Source organism: Gramella sp. MT6 (assembly GCF_019357415.1).
Classification (GTDB): domain Bacteria; phylum Bacteroidota; class Bacteroidia; order Flavobacteriales; family Flavobacteriaceae; genus Christiangramia.
The window spans coordinates 831,950-849,847 of sequence record NZ_CP048410.1; the positions used below are offsets into that span (position 1 = coordinate 831,950).

A 17,898-nucleotide genomic window follows, 5' to 3' on the forward strand; every position below is an offset into this window, starting at 1 on the left:
TGAATATGAAAGAGACAAAAAAGATCTTATTGAACAGCCGTCCGGAAGGGAAACCGGACAATTCGAATTTCAAATTTGAAACTGAAAATATACCTGAACCTAAAGAAGGAGAATTACTTCTAAAATCGGTTTATGTATCTGTAGATCCATATTTAAGGGGACGTATGAGCGATGCTCCTTCATATATTCCGCCATTTGAAGTGAACAAACCAATTAAATCACTGGTTGTTGCGGAAGTGCTGGAATCTAGGCATGATAATTTCAAAAAAGGTGATCACGTTTCCGGAATGCTGGACTGGAAAGAAGTGCAGGTAGCCAAAGGAGATGAAATGATGAAGGTAGACAAGGAAAAAGCTCCACTTTCAGCATACCTTGGAATCCTTGGAATGACCGGTCTTACTGCTTACCTCGGCCTTACTGAAATAGGTAAACCTAAAGAAGGTGAAACTCTCCTGGTTTCTGGCGCAGCCGGTGCAGTTGGTAGTACTGTAGGACAGATAGGGAAAATACTAGGACTAAGAGTGGTTGGTATTGCCGGTACCGATGAAAAATTAGATATGCTGAAAGATGAATTCGGTTTTGATGAAGGTATCAACTACAACACCACCGAAAATATGAGGGAAGCGATCAAAAAAACGTGCCCGGATGGAGTTGATGTTTATTTCGACAATGTTGGTGGTGATATTTCAGACGCAGTCCTTTTCAACATCAATAAATTTTCCAGAACTGTGGTTTGCGGAGCAATATCAGTATATAACGAAACATCCATTCCACAGAGCAACAGTGTACAACCATTCCTGATCAAGAAAAGTTCTCTGATGCAGGGATTTGTGATCTCAGATTTCGCAGATAAGCATCCCCAAGGAGTAAAACAACTAGCCACATGGCTGCAGGAAGGAAAACTGACTTATACCGAGACGGTTCGTGAAGGATTCGACAACATTCCGCAGGCATTTCTGGATCTTTTTGAAGGGAAGAACAAAGGTAAAATGGTTGTAAAAGTATAATTGAGCTCTTCGATTTGAAGCTCTCAATTTATGAAGTATTGAAAATTAAGAATGAAGTATTTATTAATTCTGGCTTTGGGTTTTAGCGCTATTACCGCGAACAGCCAGAAAGAGAAAGAAACTAATAACTTAAAAACAGAAAAGACTATGAAAGTATTATTTGTATTAACATCGCATGACGAACTTGGCGACACAGGAGAAAAAACCGGGTTCTGGGTAGAGGAATTTGCCAGCCCGTATTACACTTTACTGGACAAAGGTGCAGATATCACCGTGGCCACACCAAAAGGTGGAAAAGCTCCAATAGATCCAAACAGTGATACCGAAGACAATCAAACGGAAGCCACAAAGCGTTTTCACAAAGATGAAGCCGCGCAAAAAGTGATCAATACCACGAAGAAATTATCTGAAGTGAAAGCCGAAGGTTTCGATGCAGTTTTCTATCCAGGTGGACACGGACCGCTTTGGGACCTTGCTAATGACAAAACTTCTATCGAACTGATAGAAACATTTAACCGTCAGGAAAAGCCTATCGCTTTTGTTTGCCACGCACCTGCTGCCTTGAAAGAGGTAAAAGGAACCGACGGTGAGCCACTGGTAAAAGGGAAAAAAGTTACCGGATTCACCAACACCGAGGAAAAAGCTGTGGAATTGACAGATGTTGTGCCTTTCCTTGTTGAGGATATGCTGAAGAAGAACGGCGGAATTTACTCAAAAGGTGACGACTGGGCAGAATATGTTCTTGTAGATGGAAATCTTATTACCGGTCAAAACCCGGCTTCTTCAGAACTTGTTGCTGAAAAATTATATGCCAAGTTGAAATAGACTTCTAAAAATTGAAAATATAAAGCCTGCAGAAATTCTGCAGGCTTTTTTTATGATCCCTCATTGCGAGATCTCTCATTATGATTGAGTCCAAAACAAGTCTCTTAATCGCATGAAAATGATTAATTTCGGCATCTGAATTGAAAAGCTTTTTTCAAACAGAAATCTTATTGAAATTGATGAACAGACTTCAGGAAATAATAGGCAGGCTGCAACTTGAACCTCATCCCGAGGGCGGTTATTTTAAAGAAACCTATAGAAGTGAAGGGGAAGTAAATTCTGATAGCCTGGATTCATCTTACAAGTCGAACCGCAACTACAGTACCTGCATATATTTTTTATTGACCTCTGATAGTTTTTCTGCTTTTCACAGGATCAAACAGGATGAGATCTGGCATTTCTACGATGGTTCGCCAATCAGGCTTCATACGATATCAGAAAATGGCGAGCACAATTCATATGTTATTGGAAGGGATATTTTTAAAGGAGAAGTTCCGCAGCTGGTAGTAAAAGGTGGTGCCTGGTTTGCGGCTGAAGTGATGCATGAAAATGATTTTTCCCTTGTGGGTTGCACCGTGTCACCGGGATTCAGTTTTGAAGATTTTGAGCTTCCTTCCAGGAAGGAACTTATCGCAAAGTTTCCTGAACATAAAACCCTGATCACAAAATTCACAAAATAAACCTCTATAGATGCTTGCAATGAGTATCACAGGCATTGATCAAAAAAGATTATTAGAATAGAAATGAACGACAATATCACAGAAAATAATCAGGCTGAAACTTCAACCGAAAAAAGAACTGCTGAGGAGCTTCCCAAGTTTTATTCTAAAAGATTGATCCTGGTATTTTCAGGATTGTTTTCCATTTTATTCGGCACGGTCCTGCTATTAAGCAACCTGAAAAGAGCCGGAGAGAAAAAAGGAATATACCAGGTTCTGATCTTCACTTTTATATTTGTTGTCGGTATAATCTATACAATACAGTCGATGCCGGGTGCATCAAATTGGTCGGTTCCTTTGAATATCCTGGGAGCGATTATCCTTAACGAATATTTCTGGAACAGGTACTTGGGGAAAGATGTTGAATATGAAAAGAAAAGCTGGATAAAACCGGCAATAATTTCTATGTGTATTAGTGTGCCGGCTTTCCTTGCTTTGGTCTATTTATCTTAATTTTTATTGGTCATCCAACTGCACGGAGTCTGGATTGGCGCCCAGTTTTTTCAAAATATCACTAATGGCTTCGGTCATTTCTGGAGGTCCGCAAACATAAAACTGGCTGTCAAAATCCTTTATTTCTTTCTTTAAGAAATCCTCGTCCAAATAGGCTTTGGTATACTTGGTGTCCTCCTGGTCTGTGACCACATAGGTAGCATTGTCACCAAGCATCCTGTCAAGTTCATCTTTGAGAATAATATCCTTATCGGTCTTATTGGAAAATATGAGGTGATTGCCATCCAGCTTATTCTTCTTATTAAGTTCCCGAAGAATTGCGATATAAGGAGTAATCCCGGCGCCACCCGCGATAATATATCCGGGACCTTTATATTCTATTGCACCCCAGGTATCCCTTATGATCAATTCATCACCAGACTTTAACTTCCCTAACTGTTCCGTTACCCCGTCGTGATCTGGATAGATCTTGATCGTAAACTCCAATTCATCTGCATCTGCCAGGCTTGTAAAAGTGAAAGGCCTTTTTTCATCCTTCCAGTCTTCTTTATTAATAGACACCTCGGTAGCATGCCCGGGAGTATAACTATATCCTGAAGGTTTTTCAGTTACAAATTGTTTCACATCGTGAGTAACCTGCCCTATTGACTTGATCTTTACTTTTTCTTCCATGATTTTTATTTTTAAGGTAAAATTTTTCCACCTAAAAAGCAGCATGAAAGCTTCTTATAACCAGGTTTTTAACCTAATTTAAACAGAATCAAAGTCTATTTTAAGGAAGTTTAATATTTGATTCAGGCTTCATTGATCTCTTTCATGACCTCAGAAAATATTCTAAATGATTTTAACCTGTCCTCCTGATGGTATATATGGGAAGCCACAATAACTTCGTTCACCCCGGTTTTCTTTATAAAATCCTCAGTTCTTTCCTTCACCAGCTGCTTATCTCCAACGAATGAATACTGAAGCATTCGCTGCAAGGATGGATTGTCTCTTAATTGGATAAGATCTGGAGTCATATCTACAGGCTTTTGCAGGTAATCTAAATTTCCAGTCATCACCCCTAACATCATTTTAAGGGAGCTGGTAGAGATTTTATCTGCCTCTTCCTGTAAATCTGCAGCAATAACATTGATGCCAGCGATTGTATAAGGTTCATCCAGGTATTCTGAAGGCTGAAATTCGCGATAATAGATCTCCATCGCCTGGAATAACTGAGCAGGCGCAAAATGACTGGCAAAAACATAAGGCAATCCTTTTGCCGCAGCGACATGCGCACTATCTGTGCTGGATCCAAGTATATACATTGGTACTTCTACGCCTTCAGCCACTGTTGCTCTTACCTTAGTACTGGTATTCTCATTTTTAAAATATCGCTGAATATCATCAATTTCATGAGGAAATTTGAATACAGAGTTCATCCGGTCACTGCGTATCGCATGTGCGGTAACCTGGTCTGTTCCCGGCGCTCTCCCCAATCCCATATCTATCCTCCCTGGATAAAGAGAACCTAAAGTACCGAATTGCTCTGCGACGATAAGCGGAGAGTGATTTGGCAACATGATGCCTCCAGAACCGATTCTGATAGTATCGGTCTTTGAAGCGATATGACTCATAAGAACGGTAGTGGCTGAACTGGCAATACTCACCATATTATGATGTTCTGCCAGCCAGAATCTTTTGTATCCTAGCGACTCTGTCATTTGGGCAAGTTCAACGCTATTTTTAAAAACTGTATGATGTGGAATATCCTGACCTACCACAGCAAGTTCGAGGACTGAATATTCTATATTTTTGATTTTAGGCATATTATAAAATTTAAAAAGCCGGCATTCCTGCTGGCTTTCCATTGGTCTATATTTCAGGTAAACCTTACGCTATATCTAAAGTAAAAGTAAAAATGGAACCTTTACCTTTTTCGCTTTCTACGCTGATCTTCCCATTATGTCTTTTCATGATCTCATTGGCAAGGTATAGTCCTATTCCAAAACCTGAATAAGTATCCTCATTCTTGAAATCTATTCTATAAAATCTTTTAAAGATCTTTTTTAGGTTTTCCTTATCTATTCCTATTCCTGAATCTTTTACGCTTACCGCTACTTTATTCTTTGCGCTTTTCTGAATTTTAACTTCAATATCCTGATTCACGGGAGAATATTTGACGGCATTGGTTACCAGGTTTATCAAAACCTGACCTATCCTGTCTTTATCGGCATAAATATCACACTCAAATTCATTGGTGAGGATAATGTTATAATTCGTGTTGGTATAATTAATATCCTGAATGGTATCTGAAACAAGGTCATTGATACTGAACCTTTCTTTTTGCAAAACCAGCTTATTCTTCTCAATCCTGGATAAGTCGAGCATTTCAGAAATAAGCCTGGTTAAACGTACAATTTGCTGATCTATTCGTTTCAGGGAAGTCTCAAATGGCATGGAAGACAATGGTATATCATCTTTTTTCTTCAGCATACTAAGTAATAATTGAACATAACCTTTTATGGAGGTCACCGGCGTTTTCAATTCATGACTTACCAGTTTAAGGAAATCTTCTTTTCGTTTTTCCTCTGCTTTGATCTTTTGAATTTCAGTCGCGGTACAGATCCATACCTGTATATTGCCGTTTTCGTCAAAGATCGCTTCAGCCCTGTTCAAATGCCATTTATATTTTCCCTTCTTGTTCAGATAGCGAAGTTCCATTTCAAAATCACTCCCGGTTTGTAAAGAATATTGCCAGTTCCTGTTGAATTCCTCCTTTTCTGATGGATGAATAAAACTGTCCAAACCTTTTTTCTCAAATTCCGCTTTATCCAATCCGGTATATTCAAGCCAGCCCTGGTTGAAATAAATCACTTTACCATTTGCATTGATATTGAAAACTTTTTCAGGCATCAGATCTGCCATTTGGCGATATCTCGCTTCGCTATCTTTCAATAACTCCTTTGAATGAACCATTTCAGAGACATCTATGGCCATATTTAAAATTCCATATATTTCCCCTTTTTCATCTCTAAGTGCCTTGTAAGTGAAATTGAAATAGCCGGTCTGCAACTGGTTGTCTATTACCAGATCTACAGGATCCTCTTTTCCCCAATAGGTTTTTCCCGTGGTAAAAACCTCCTGAAGCAGATCATGGAACGGCTGGCCTTCCAGTTCTGGCAATGCTTCATGTAATGTGGTGCCAATAACAGATTTTTCTTTGCCCCAAAGATCGATCATGGCTTCATTTGCCATTTCAATCCTCATTTCTTTTCCGGTATATAAGGCTGTAGCCACATTGGCCTCTTCTATAATAGATCTTATCCTGTGTTCTTTCTCACGAATTAATTGCTCTTTTAATTTCTCTTCGTGTACATCTATAACGGTACCGATCATTCCTTCAAATTCCCCATCGGCATTATACCTGGGACTTCCTGAATCCAGCACCCAGCGGTATTCACCATTTTTATCCTTTAGCCTGAAACTATCGTGAAACTCCTCCCTGGCATTATTCGCCTTTAGAAAACTTTTTCCCACCCGTTTACGATCCTCTGGATGAACCGCTTCCAACCATCCAAAGTCCTTCGCATTATCTACGGTCTGGCCTGTAAACTCGTACCAGTTTTTATTGAGATATTGATTTTTTCCTTCGGTACCAGTGATCCAAATGATTGCCGGGACGGTGTCTATTAAATACCTGAGTTCATTTTCACTTTCTACCAGTTTTCTTTTTGCAGTTACCTTTTCTGTAACATCTATCGCGTGTACAAAAATTCCACTCACTTCTCCTTCAGCATCCAGAATTGGCTGATAAACAAAATCCAGGTAGGAATTTTTGAACTCATTCCCTCCTGCATCAATTTTGGCAGGGATCTCACTTCCGATATAGGGTTTTCCTGAATTATAGACTCCATCAAGCATTTCATAAAATCCCTGACCTTCAAGTTCAGGAAGTGCCTCTCGCACAGATTTACCAATGATATCCCTATCTCCTACTACCTTAAAATAGTTTTCATTTGCACGATCAAAAATGTGCTCCGGCCCACGAAGTATACAGATCATCGCTGGTGCCTGGGAGAAAATTTCATTAAAACTCTCCAGCTTATCAGAATTTTCCACTTTCCCTTGCAGAAATGAAATAAGGATCAAGCCAGAAGAATTCAGGAAACTTGCATTAACTGAAAATTTTTTGTGTTGAGAACCCGGAAGGTTTGCAGTAAATATCAATCCTTTTACACTTTCAGCTTCCTGTAGACCAGCAGAGATCGCGGATTTTAATTTTTTAAAGGAAGACTCTCCATTTAATTTGTCTTCCAGACTATGCGAATCTTTGATTTCAAAAACCTTGTAAAAACCGTGATTTGCGTTTACCAACTCAAAATCTTCATTGAGAATGAGAATTGGTTCCCGAATGGTTTCAACTAATGTTTCAGAAATACTGTTTAAATCGGCGCTTATGTCTTTCTTATTTTCTGATCTTTCAGAATTAGGTGTCATCTTATCGTAATTGCAAGGTAAAAGGAATGAATTATTCGCTAAATGTAATCTATTTTATTATTGGATAGATACCAAGCAATTAGACAATTAATTTTTATACTAAGAAGTTAGTAATATTAATTATGGGCTCCCTCTATGCTCTCGCTGAACTCTTTTAAAAAGAAAACCCCGTAAAAAATTTACGAGGTTTTTATAGTACTCGAGGCGGAAGTGTTTCAAATCTGCGAGTAAGCCAGTTCTACTGAAGCTTCTAAAATTTCAGATTTGGAGTGCGCCTAAATTAAGCGCCTTCATATAACATTGATTTTTTTCAACTATAATTTTAACCAGTGAAAACTGTCTTCTACCGTTTGTAATTCTTCCGAATCAAAATTTAATTTAATGAATGCCGTTTTACGTGGATGTACCTCATCCTTTGTAAGATGAGTATGAAAAACGTATAGTAATTGCCCATTCTTTCCTTTAAATATATCTCCATGTCCACTTCCATTTTTCTTTGTAGTTTTTCTTGATATAATGGGACTTGCCTCTGCTTTCTTCCACGGACCCATTGGACTAGTACTTGTAGCATATCCCACTGCATAATCGGGATTTCTGAAATCATTGGCTGAATAGATCAGATAATACAGATTATCTCTTTTAATAACTGTAGGACCTTCAGCAACGGGCCATTTTACATTCTGAGTATCTTCCCATCCAGTTTCGGCATTAATACATTCTTTTAAAGTTTCCGGTTTAATCGATTTTAAATCGGAGGTCATTTCTGCCACAAAAATGCGGTTACCATCCTGGAGCCTTACATGATATAAATAAGCTTTCCCGTTATCGAAAAAAATGAATGGATCAATTTGTCTTACCGGTGCTTTTAATGCTTCTCCATCATTTGTAAATGGTCCTAACGGACTATCACTAGTCGCTATAGCGATATTTTCATTGGCCGTATAGGCCATATAATATTTATTTTTGTGTTTAAAAATTTGTGGCGCCCAGAAACCTTTGGTTCCAAAGGCAGCTCCCTTCTTTAACGCAAAACCGTCATTAACTCCCGATGGTCCTTCCCATTTTTTCAGGTCTTTGGAGGTATAAACCAAAAATCCTTCCCCGTCAATGCGTGGATCACCCTTGGTTCCGTATAAATAATAGGTTCCGTTTTCTTCAAATATTGTGGGATCTGCAAGGTAGATCTGATCTTTTTCAAGTTCCTGACCAAAAACTGTTAGCCCAAAGAAGAACAAAATCAGGTTTATTTTAAAATGATTCATCTTCGAGAAGTTTTAATTTTCTAGCTCTGCTATCGAGAATCTGTATTTTGATACAGTATGGTATTCATCTCCAGGGTTCAAAATGATAGAAGGAAAATTTTCCTGATTCGGCGCATCTGGAAAATGCTGTGTTTCAATGGCGAATGCCGTCCTGAATTCGTCTGCAGCTCCCGATTTGAATTCATTTTTTCCTTCCATAAAATTTCCACTATAAAACTGAATTCCCGGCTCCTCGGTGAATAAGTCCATCTTTATACCTGATTCATCACCTATTACAACAGCCGCATGCATTAAATCATCGGTAGTGTTTTCATCGAGTACAAAATTGTGGTCATAACCTTTTCCATATTCCAGTTGAGTGTTTTCAGTATTAATACGTTCTCCTATCTTATGAAATTCAGTAAAATCAAAAGGTGTTTCTTGCACGTTTCTCAATTCACCGGTAGGTATTAATCCCTTGTCTACAGGCGTGAATTTTTTGGCAAAAAATTTAACCTGATGATTCAGAATTGAACCACTACCTTCTCCATTAAGATTAAAAAATGCATGGTTGGTAAGGTTAACAGGAGTTTTTTTATCTGTAGTTGCACGGTATTCCATTTTAAGACTTTGATCTTTATCCACAGAATAAGTCACCGTTACTTCAAGATTTCCCGGGAAACCTTCTTCCATATCTTCTGAAATGTATTTCAAAACTAGTGTCTTCTTATCTGGCTTTTCAGCATCCCAAACAACATATTGAAAACCCTTCTTCCCACCATGCAGACTATTCTCACCATTGTTACGAGGTGCGGAATACTCGATTCCATCGATACTGAATTTACCCTTTGCTATTCTGTTACCCACTCTGCCTATGGTAGCACCAAAGTAAGGTTCAGTAGAATTAATAAAACCATCAATACTGCTCATACCTACCACAACATCAGTCATTTCACCATTCTTATCTGGAACCCAGAGGCCTGCGATTCTACCTCCGTAGTTGGTAAATGCAACCTTGATAGAATCACTTTCTATCCAGTATAGACTCACCTTCTTATTATCTATGATGGTATCAAAATCCTGGTTTTTTAAAACAGAATCCTTTTTGAAAGTAATTTTGGCTTTATTAGTTTCTTCATCTATACTATCATTAGATTCATCTTTGCAGGAAGCAAAAAACAGGATAAAACCCAGGACCATTAAAAAATCAAAATTTGATTTTTTCATCTTCTTATTTCTCTGATTCAACATTCAGTTTTTTAATAAGATTTGCTTCATCCTGTCTGTACGGAGTCCCATCTTTTCTGAAAACATCATGAAACCATTGCACCGGTTCCTCTCCGGATTCTATTGGGGTATTCCAGGCGTAGATTGTATTTGTTTTTCCGTTTACCAGTCCCCAGTTGATTGCACCAATATTATTTTCTTTAAGCAAAGGAAGTGTATTGGCAAATGTATTATTTCGGGTACGCGCCATATATTCTGTGCAGATCATTGGGCGGCCATGAGTCTTCAATAATTCAATAATTCTTGAATGTGCTTCAGGATCATCATAACAATGATAGGTTATGATATCTGAATTCAATGCTTGAAAAGTGTTCAGGTCTTTTAAATTCCATCTCCATAGTCCTGCTGAAAGCGGTTGAGTCGGATTGGCTTCTCTGGCCCACTCGAATACATTTTTCAACAAAGCCATCGATTTATTTCCTTTATCATTGTTTCCAGGCTCATTATAAAGATCCCACAACAAAATACGCTCATCATCACCGAAAGTATTTAAAATATCTTTCACGTATGATTCCAGTTCATTTGAATCGGCCATATCTACAGATTCCGGAAAACCTGGATCCTGCACCCAACCGGAATTGTGTGTTCCGGGCTTAGGATCACGTTGCTTTCCTATTTCCGGGTTAGCATCCCAAACATCATCGAAAAACACGAACATAGTTTTAATATTGTGAGAATCTGCGATTTTGAGATATTCTTCCATACGTTCTTTAAAACCTTCTTTATCGGCTTTGTATGCTAAACTGTGCAAATAAACTCTCATGGTATTGAAACCGATGCTTTCAGCATAACCAAGTTCCCTGTCAATAGTTTCAGGATCAAAGCTTTCTTCCTGCCACATTTCCAACTGATTGATGGCTGTACTCGGGATGAAATTGGCACCGCTTAACCAATCATGTTCCTCATACCAATTTTGTGCTTTTTCTCTGCTCCATCGCTCTTGGGCTAAAGAATTAAAGGTAATCGTAAGAATTAACGCGGTAAAGAATATCTTTTTCATATTGTTTTTATTTATTTTCTGATGGTATTTCTAATACGGTTTCTTTGGAAACAGGTACCCCGAGATTGGGAGTCCCGTCTTCATTCCATTCAATTTTTTGCATACGCGGAGATCTTTTTCCGCCACAACCATCTCCGGGATTCGAATTGGCGTGATAAAGGATCCAGTCTTCTGTTCCATCTGGTGATTTAAAAAAGGAATTATGGCCTGGTGCATACACTGAATTTTCTTCAGATTTCTTGAATATTGGTTCATCATGTTTTTTCCAGGCTGAAGGATCCAGAAGATCATCTCCAGTAAACTCCAGAAGTCCTAAAGAATAATAATCTGTCCAGCAACCATTGGCCGAATAAACGATGAAGATTTCGCCATCGTGTTCTAGATATTGTGGTCCCTCATTTACGTTAACATGAGGCGGATTAATTTCATCATCAAGGTCTCCTTGTTTTTCCCAGACATAGGTAGGCTCTGAAATTAAAACCCGGTTAGTATTGATGGTCCACGGGTTTTCCATTTTGGCGATATAAATATTCTGCTGGCCATTAGTATCTCCTTCCCAGCCAGACCAAATCATATATAATTCACCTTCATATTTAAAAACATTCCCATCAATTGCCCATCGATCTGGATTAGCCGCAACTTTTCCTTTGAACTCCCAATTTCCCTGGAATGGATCTTCAGATTTGTTTTCCAGCACATACATCCGATGATTATTATTGTCTCCATCATCTGCAGCGAAGTAGACGTACCATTTACCATCAATGATATGAAACTCCGGAGCCCATATTTCTTTTGAATACATGGTGCCTTCAGGTGGTGTCCAGATCGTTTTGCTTTCCGCATCAGCAAGATTTGCCAGGTTTTTTGTTTTCCAAAGCACTAATTTATTCTGAAGTGTGTTGGTATAGTAATAATATCCATCATGATAAGTGCTGAAAGGATCTGCACCCGAAGGCAGCAACGGATTCTGAAATGTTTTAGTTTGAGCCAGTGCTCCTGAACATATCAGAAGAACCAGCATTGTGAAAGTATATATTCCTTTCATTATTTGTTTTGATTTAGTTTATCTAATAAATTTTATTCTATCGTTCTCTCCAACAACCGGAAACTATCAGGTTTTGCCACAATATTTCCATCTTTAAGATTCATTTCGATTATTCCGGTCATTCTTGGGTGAACAGAGTTTTCAGAATAATGCGTGTGCAACACATACTGCATTTTGTTATTCTCATCCCAGAAAAGATCACCATGACCAGCACCAGATTTCTCAATATCGTCTCCATGTATTATAGGGTTGCTTTCAGATTTCGTCCATGGTCCCATAGGATTATCACTAGTGGCATAACCTACTGCATAGTCTGGATTTCTGAAATCGTTAGCAGAATAGATCAGATAATAAATATCATTATTTTTAAAAACTGTAGGACCTTCTGCTACCGGCCAGGTAGCGTTTTCGGTATTTTCCCAATCTTCTTCAGCCGAAATTACTTCTGTTAAGGTTTCGGATTTTACACCGCCTAAATCATCGTCCATTTCAGCAACATAAATTCGATTACCATTATCGAGCCTCACATGGTACAGGTATTTTTTACCATCGTCATCTATAAAAATAAACGGATCTATTTGATCTAAATCGCCATTTATAGAATTTCCAGAATTGGTAAAAGGACCAAGCGGACTCTCACTCTCAGCGATACCGATTTTTTCATTTGCCGTATAGGCTATGAGGTAATTTTCTTCCTGTTTCAGAATTTGCGGTGCCCAGAATCCTTCACTTCCAAAAGCGCTTTGATCTCGTAAGGCAAAACCGGAAAGATTTCCGGATGGGCCTTCCCAGTTCGTCAAATCATCTGATGTGAAAACCAGATAGCCATTACCTCTGTTCTCCAGATCTCCCTGCGAGGTTCCGTACAAATAGTAAGTACCATTCTCAAAATATATGGTTGGATCTGCGAGATATATATTTTCAGAAACAGGTTCTATCGGGTCTACAGGATCAGGTTGACTTTTGTCATCACCAGAGCAGGCTATAAAAAAGCCTATAATGCAAACAATAAAAAGTTTTCCCGAAAAATTCATATCTATTTCTCCTTTTCCTGGTTTGAAATCCCGTATTCAGCTACAAGATTATCGTATTCTTCCTTTGAAATTGTGATCATACAACCATGACGTACCTCTGCTGGCAGACTGTATTTATCCCAGTCACTAAAAAAAGTATAACCTGAAGCCTGAAACCATGGGCCGTTTAAATTATCTGCAATAGACAAACCGTAGGAAACACCGGGATACTGCTCGTAATACATATACCAGATATTACCGTCTGGAGAAGGTATAAGCGACGGCGCTTCTCTAAAATTGGGACTTATTGGGTCCTGCGGAAGAGAATACGGCCCTAGCAACGAACCAGATCTGGCAATACGAATCGTTTTTCCAGTTGGCCAGTATAAAGTTGGATAGGTTTCATCTTTGAGAATGGCATAGTAAGTATCCTCAACTTTCCTGATGATCACATCTATAGTACCAAAATCCCAGTCAAAGAGTCGGTTTGGAGGACCTTCAAAATTTTTTAGGTCATCAGATAATACATATAAAGTTCGCTGACTCGCCCAATATCTTTCGGGATCTTCCTTGGTGCCTTCTTTATGAGGAGTATGCCAGGTCATTACGAATTTAGCAGAGGCCTCATCGTAGAATAATTTGGGTGCTCCAATTCTTTGTAAAGCTTCAGAATAACCTGGGGTCGCTTTCAAATCTGGGGTATAAACAGCATGTTTCTTCCAGTCAATTAGATTTTCAGAAACCCAGATATTGATATCTGGTGAAGAATCACTGGTATTTCCTGCTATATAATACCGGTTATCAGGCCCTCTTACAATATCAGGGTGTCCCTGATAGGATTCAAAAACGCGTTTCCCTTCATTCAGCTTTTGCCAGTGCAAACCATCCTTACTCACCGAATAATAAAGTCGGCCGTAATCTTCGTGCGTCATATGCGCAAATAGGTAGGCTTCATTTTCAGCTTTTTCACCGGTCTTGATCTGACCAGGAGGATTTGGTTGCTGGCCCCAGATTAAAGTCGGAAACAATATTAAAATCAGTAAAAATCTTGTCATCATAAAATTTTAGGTTTGGCATTGCCATTTAACATCTTCAGCTCCGTTATTTTCAAAAACATTATCCTGTAATCCCAAATTGGTTACAGGGTAGTTACAATTTCGCAGAAAAACTCCGTGAAGTGAGTTATTCCGAAAAGTGGAATTCCATATTCTGCAACCATCGTCAGGGCCTACATTATTCTGAAAAGTTATTCCAGACTTTTCGAACAAAGTTCCTTCAATAAGGCAGTTATCAATTAAAGCTCCGTTGGAGTCATCGATACCAATACCGCCAACTCCTCCTGCTTTTGCATTGTTTCCAGAAAAACTTGAATCTTTAACTATACAATTGTGACTACCAATATCTATAGTTAATCCTTCTGCTCCATTGCCAGATGCACTAACCTCGTGAAATTCATTGTCTGCGGAATCATTTTGAGAAAAACCAACCATCCTGTTATTGTCTGCTCTGGAGTTTCGAATAATATTGAGAAATGCATTATCAAAAATAAAACCTCCCGATTTCACATCATCGTTGCCGCAGTTATGTAAGTATATATTCTCGAACAGATTGTTATTGGTTTTAATAATAATTCCAGGACCTCCTAAGCCCCTGCCATCCAGTTCAAAATTTTTCATTACCACGCTATCTGAATCAATCCAGAAGGCTACAATATCCTCAGAATATCCGTTGTGTTTTTCAACAACAGTGTTTTCAGCATCTTCCCCTATTATTATTATTGGTTTATTAAAGAAAACTGTAGTAGAAACTCTATGGGTACCGGAGCTTAAAGTAATCGTATCTCCTTTTCTGGCACGATCCACAACTGCCTGAATACTATTATCACTCGGTGCATTAATAAAGTGATTACGTGTATATTCGATTTGCTCTTCCTTCACCTCTTCTCCTCCTATCACTCCACCCTCATCAGAATCTTTACTACATGAAAAGGACAAGGTTAAAAGCATTAGAAATAGAAAGTTTCTATACAATATAATTTTCATTCTTATTTGCTATTTACAGCATTAGCCTCTTCGGTTAATTTTTTGATGAGTTCTACTTCAGATTCTTTGTACGGTCTACCATCTGTGTGAAAAACTTCATGAAACCAAACATCAGGTTCTGCGGTATATGTTTTTGTCCAGCTATCCCACGGATATTTCGTTTGAGTTTTACCATCTACGAATCCCCAGTTATACATACCAACTCTGTATTCCTTTGCTATTGGTAAGAAACCTTCAAACGTACTTCCGTTTGGTCTGGCCATATATTCTGTACACAGAATTGGTTTTCCATAGCGCTGTAGTTCCTTAATATTCTTTTCAAAATCTTCGGGCTTATTATAGTTATGGAAGGTTATAATATCAGACTGTTCCAACTGCATCTTATGTATGGGTTCCATATTATCTGGATTGCTCCAGTCTCCTATCCAAACTCCTGAAGTTAAAGGCTGGCTGGGATTTACAGATCTTGCCCAGGAAAATGCCTTTTCCAACAGTGGCATTACTAAATCTACTTTATTAGGAATTTCAACATCTTCGTACGACGGGCCGGTCATGTTATCGGGCTCATTCCATATATCCCATCCAAGTACCCGATCGTCATTTTTGAATTCGCCTACGGTTTCTTTCACATATTTCTCGAGGCGACCATATTGTGAACTGTCCTGAAGAACTTCCTGCCCCGGGCTTTGCACCCATCCCGAATTATGTACATGAGGTTTTGGATCTCTTTGCTCTCCTGCCTTTGGAAACGGATCCCAGCAAGAATCAAATAGCACAAAGAGAATTTTCATATTATGATTATCTGCGATTTCCAGGAATTTATCCATTCTTTTATACAAACCTTCAGCGTCATTTTTATGAAGAAGATCGTGTAAATAGACACGCATGGTATTCATCCCAATATCTTCTGCCCACCCAAGTTCCTTATCAATCGTTTCAGGATCAAAAGTTTCAGCCTGCCACATTTCTAACTGATTGATCGCGGTACTGGGATTGAAATTAGCACCTACCAGCCAGGGTTGTTCATCATACCATGAATTGGCTTTTTCTTTTGTCCAAATCTCACGGACTTTAGATGTTTCAGCAGGTTCATTTTTATTTAACGCCTTTCCATCATTATTCCCTGATTCTTTACAGGCAAATAATGCGCAAAGCATAAGAATGGATAAGAAGAAATTTATCTTTTTCATCTTCTGTTTTTTAAATATTCCCTGGAGTAGCTAATTCAAAACTCCAGGGAATTTCTATTAATATTGAGGGTTCTGTTCAAGATTAGGATTGTTCTCTACTTCAACCTGCGGTATGGGTAGTCTTATATTTTTCCCTACCTCGAAATTGTTAAAATCGGGATCTCTTTGTGCGATCTCATCAACACTTTCTTGAGAGTCAAGATCTCCCCATCTTTTCAAATCTTCCCATCTAACGCTTTCCCCTGAAAGTTCAAGAACTCTTTCAATTTTTAGGCGATCCAGAAAAGCATCTGCATTATTTCCAATTTCAGGGTAAGCTTCAGCTAATGGAGCCATATTAGCTCGGGCTCTAACCATATCTACATATTGATATGCATCTGCCGTCATTCCCAACTCATTCAATACTTCCGCATAGCGTAATAAAATATCAGCATAACGAATCAATCTCCAGTTTACTTCTGAATAGTAATCTTCATTATCTCTTTTATAATCCCTTGCTCCTTTCCTGAACCAGGCTTCATCTTCTCCCCATTCCCAATCTCTTCCATAGGTCTTATCTCCGAAATCTTCGAAAAGACTAGGGTAAAATAATGAGTGTTGTAATCTTGGATCAATCTCACCATCTACGGTTGATTCTTGCTTAAAAGCATCTACCAGCCAGAATCTGGCCTGCCCATCAGACCATCCAATACCTCGGGGAGCAAAAAATTGTGCTCTAGTGCTGGAAACAGCCGCATTAGGCCCTTCATCTGTACCTCCTCTTCGCTGATCTCCGAACTGGATCTCAAAAACAGATTCCGCATTATTTTCATTGAGATCGGTAAAATTATCTTTGTAATTACCTACAAGGCTATAATTTGCTCCTTCACCAACAACCAGAAAATCCAGTGCAGTTTTTGCTTCTTCCCATCTGTGCTGTTGCATATAAACTTTAGCCAGCATGGCTTTTGCAGCTCCTTTGGTGGGTCTTCCAGTATTTTGTGCGTCCCATTGTATAGGGAGATCTGCGAAGGCTTCATTTAAATCCTGTTCAACCTGTGCAAACACTTCTTCTTGAGATACCTGCTGTGGAAGATCTGATGGTGTTGATGGTTCTAAAACCAGCGGGATATTTTCCCATAACAATCCGGCATAATAGTAATGCAGTGCTCTTAAAAATTTTGCTTCGGCTAAAATCTGCTGTTTCCTATTGCTGTCTGAAAACTCAATGTCTGGAACATACGCCAATACCTGGTTTGCTCTGAAAATTGCTTTGTATGAATCTCTCCAGGTTACTGCATTTCCTTCCCAGAAATTATAATTGATATAATTAAATCTTGTCCAGTCGGCCAGTTCTACCCACGGACTCTGACTAAAGCCTTCATCTGAAGTTAGATCCAGACGGAAATAAAGCCATCGTGACCATAAGCCATCCTTGTAGAACATTGCGTAAATAGAGTTCACACCAAGTTCTGCATCATTCGGCGTTACCCAGAATTGATCTGTGGTAAGCGCATTTGGGTTATCAAGATTGAGTTCTTCCTCGTTACAACTTGAGAAACTTAGAAAGATACCAATCATTGCTGTTATTAATACTATTTTTTTCATCATGAATACG

At 38.8% G+C, this 17,898-nt stretch carries 16 protein-coding genes; 4 read left to right on the forward strand and 12 right to left on the reverse strand.

Annotated elements, in window-relative coordinates; all coding sequences use genetic code 11:
* The first annotated feature begins 5 nt into the window (after positions 1 to 5).
* From G3I01_RS03845 to G3I01_RS03860, 4 genes are all read left to right on the forward strand, one after another.
* Positions 6 to 1,007 (forward strand): NADP-dependent oxidoreductase, encoded by a 1,002-nt coding sequence (locus tag G3I01_RS03845; protein WP_219551227.1) that lies wholly within the window; start codon positions 6 to 8, stop codon positions 1,005 to 1,007.
* 51 nt (positions 1,008 to 1,058) lie between these two features.
* Positions 1,059 to 1,832: a type 1 glutamine amidotransferase domain-containing protein gene (locus tag G3I01_RS03850; RefSeq protein WP_219551229.1), complete on the forward strand. Its 774-nt coding sequence runs from the start codon at positions 1,059 to 1,061 to the stop codon at positions 1,830 to 1,832.
* A gap of 179 nt (positions 1,833 to 2,011) precedes the next feature.
* The gene (locus G3I01_RS03855; protein ID WP_219551231.1) at positions 2,012 to 2,512 is read left to right on the forward strand and encodes a cupin domain-containing protein; all 501 of its coding nucleotides are present in this window, start codon (positions 2,012 to 2,014) and stop codon (positions 2,510 to 2,512) included.
* Positions 2,513 to 2,575: 63 nt separating this feature from the next.
* Positions 2,576 to 3,004, forward strand: coding sequence for a hypothetical protein (locus G3I01_RS03860; RefSeq protein WP_219551233.1), 429 nt, complete (start codon positions 2,576 to 2,578; stop codon positions 3,002 to 3,004).
* A gap of 3 nt (positions 3,005 to 3,007) precedes the next feature.
* Here G3I01_RS03860 and G3I01_RS03865 read toward each other — a convergent pair whose 3' ends face one another.
* The 12 genes from G3I01_RS03865 to G3I01_RS03920 form a co-directional block, all read right to left on the reverse strand.
* Entirely contained in the window at positions 3,008 to 3,676 is a 669-nt protein-coding gene (locus tag G3I01_RS03865; protein WP_219551235.1) for an FAD-binding oxidoreductase, read from the reverse strand.
* Positions 3,677 to 3,798: 122 nt separating this feature from the next.
* The gene (locus G3I01_RS03870; protein WP_219551237.1) at positions 3,799 to 4,812 is read right to left on the reverse strand and encodes an LLM class flavin-dependent oxidoreductase; all 1,014 of its coding nucleotides are present in this window, start codon (positions 4,810 to 4,812) and stop codon (positions 3,799 to 3,801) included.
* Between the two features lie 64 nt (positions 4,813 to 4,876).
* Positions 4,877 to 7,483 (reverse strand): PAS domain-containing sensor histidine kinase, encoded by a 2,607-nt coding sequence (locus G3I01_RS03875; protein WP_219551239.1) that lies wholly within the window; start codon positions 7,481 to 7,483, stop codon positions 4,877 to 4,879.
* Between the two features lie 314 nt (positions 7,484 to 7,797).
* Positions 7,798 to 8,745 carry a glycoside hydrolase family 43 protein gene (locus G3I01_RS03880; protein ID WP_219551241.1) on the reverse strand — a complete coding sequence of 316 codons (948 nt, stop codon included), beginning with the start codon at positions 8,743 to 8,745 and terminating at the stop codon, positions 7,798 to 7,800.
* 12 nt (positions 8,746 to 8,757) lie between these two features.
* The gene (locus G3I01_RS03885) at positions 8,758 to 9,951 is read right to left on the reverse strand and encodes an aldose epimerase family protein (RefSeq protein ID WP_257710729.1); all 1,194 of its coding nucleotides are present in this window, start codon (positions 9,949 to 9,951) and stop codon (positions 8,758 to 8,760) included.
* Positions 9,952 to 9,955: 4 nt separating this feature from the next.
* Entirely contained in the window at positions 9,956 to 11,011 is a 1,056-nt protein-coding gene (locus tag G3I01_RS03890; protein WP_219551243.1) for a cellulase family glycosylhydrolase, read from the reverse strand.
* Between the two features lie 7 nt (positions 11,012 to 11,018).
* Positions 11,019 to 12,056 (reverse strand): glycoside hydrolase family 43 protein, encoded by a 1,038-nt coding sequence (locus tag G3I01_RS03895; RefSeq protein ID WP_257710731.1) that lies wholly within the window; start codon positions 12,054 to 12,056, stop codon positions 11,019 to 11,021.
* 32 nt (positions 12,057 to 12,088) lie between these two features.
* Positions 12,089 to 13,090, reverse strand: a complete 1,002-nt coding sequence (locus G3I01_RS03900) for a glycoside hydrolase family 43 protein (protein ID WP_219551245.1) — start codon at positions 13,088 to 13,090, stop codon at positions 12,089 to 12,091.
* Positions 13,091 to 13,092: 2 nt separating this feature from the next.
* A complete protein-coding gene (locus tag G3I01_RS03905; protein ID WP_219551247.1) occupies positions 13,093 to 14,127 on the reverse strand; it encodes a glycoside hydrolase family 43 protein in 1,035 nt (344 codons plus the stop codon).
* 6 nt (positions 14,128 to 14,133) lie between these two features.
* Positions 14,134 to 15,111 (reverse strand): right-handed parallel beta-helix repeat-containing protein, encoded by a 978-nt coding sequence (locus G3I01_RS03910; protein ID WP_219551249.1) that lies wholly within the window; start codon positions 15,109 to 15,111, stop codon positions 14,134 to 14,136.
* A 2-nt stretch (positions 15,112 to 15,113) separates the two neighbouring features.
* Positions 15,114 to 16,301 (reverse strand): cellulase family glycosylhydrolase, encoded by a 1,188-nt coding sequence (locus G3I01_RS03915; RefSeq protein ID WP_219551251.1) that lies wholly within the window; start codon positions 16,299 to 16,301, stop codon positions 15,114 to 15,116.
* Positions 16,302 to 16,358: 57 nt separating this feature from the next.
* Entirely contained in the window at positions 16,359 to 17,891 is a 1,533-nt protein-coding gene (locus G3I01_RS03920; protein WP_257710734.1) for a RagB/SusD family nutrient uptake outer membrane protein, read from the reverse strand.
* Between the last annotated feature and the right edge of the window lie 7 nt (positions 17,892 to 17,898).

Coding starts and splice junctions, on each gene's coding strand:
- G3I01_RS03845 (WP_219551227.1), top strand. CDS start 6: ATGAAAGAGACAAAAAAGATCTTATTGAACAGCCGTCCGGAAGGGAAA.
- G3I01_RS03850 (WP_219551229.1), top strand. CDS start 1,059: ATGAAGTATTTATTAATTCTGGCTTTGGGTTTTAGCGCTATTACCGCG.
- G3I01_RS03855 (WP_219551231.1), top strand. CDS start 2,012: ATGAACAGACTTCAGGAAATAATAGGCAGGCTGCAACTTGAACCTCAT.
- G3I01_RS03860 (WP_219551233.1), top strand. CDS start 2,576: ATGAACGACAATATCACAGAAAATAATCAGGCTGAAACTTCAACCGAA.
- G3I01_RS03865 (WP_219551235.1), bottom strand. CDS start 3,676: ATGGAAGAAAAAGTAAAGATCAAGTCAATAGGGCAGGTTACTCACGAT.
- G3I01_RS03870 (WP_219551237.1), bottom strand. CDS start 4,812: ATGCCTAAAATCAAAAATATAGAATATTCAGTCCTCGAACTTGCTGTG.
- G3I01_RS03875 (WP_219551239.1), bottom strand. CDS start 7,483: ATGACACCTAATTCTGAAAGATCAGAAAATAAGAAAGACATAAGCGCC.
- G3I01_RS03880 (WP_219551241.1), bottom strand. CDS start 8,745: ATGAATCATTTTAAAATAAACCTGATTTTGTTCTTCTTTGGGCTAACA.
- G3I01_RS03885 (WP_257710729.1), bottom strand. CDS start 9,951: ATGAAAAAATCAAATTTTGATTTTTTAATGGTCCTGGGTTTTATCCTG.
- G3I01_RS03890 (WP_219551243.1), bottom strand. CDS start 11,011: ATGAAAAAGATATTCTTTACCGCGTTAATTCTTACGATTACCTTTAAT.
- G3I01_RS03895 (WP_257710731.1), bottom strand. CDS start 12,056: ATGAAAGGAATATATACTTTCACAATGCTGGTTCTTCTGATATGTTCA.
- G3I01_RS03900 (WP_219551245.1), bottom strand. CDS start 13,090: ATGAATTTTTCGGGAAAACTTTTTATTGTTTGCATTATAGGCTTTTTT.
- G3I01_RS03905 (WP_219551247.1), bottom strand. CDS start 14,127: ATGATGACAAGATTTTTACTGATTTTAATATTGTTTCCGACTTTAATC.
- G3I01_RS03910 (WP_219551249.1), bottom strand. CDS start 15,111: ATGAAAATTATATTGTATAGAAACTTTCTATTTCTAATGCTTTTAACC.
- G3I01_RS03915 (WP_219551251.1), bottom strand. CDS start 16,301: ATGAAAAAGATAAATTTCTTCTTATCCATTCTTATGCTTTGCGCATTA.
- G3I01_RS03920 (WP_257710734.1), bottom strand. CDS start 17,891: ATGATGAAAAAAATAGTATTAATAACAGCAATGATTGGTATCTTTCTA.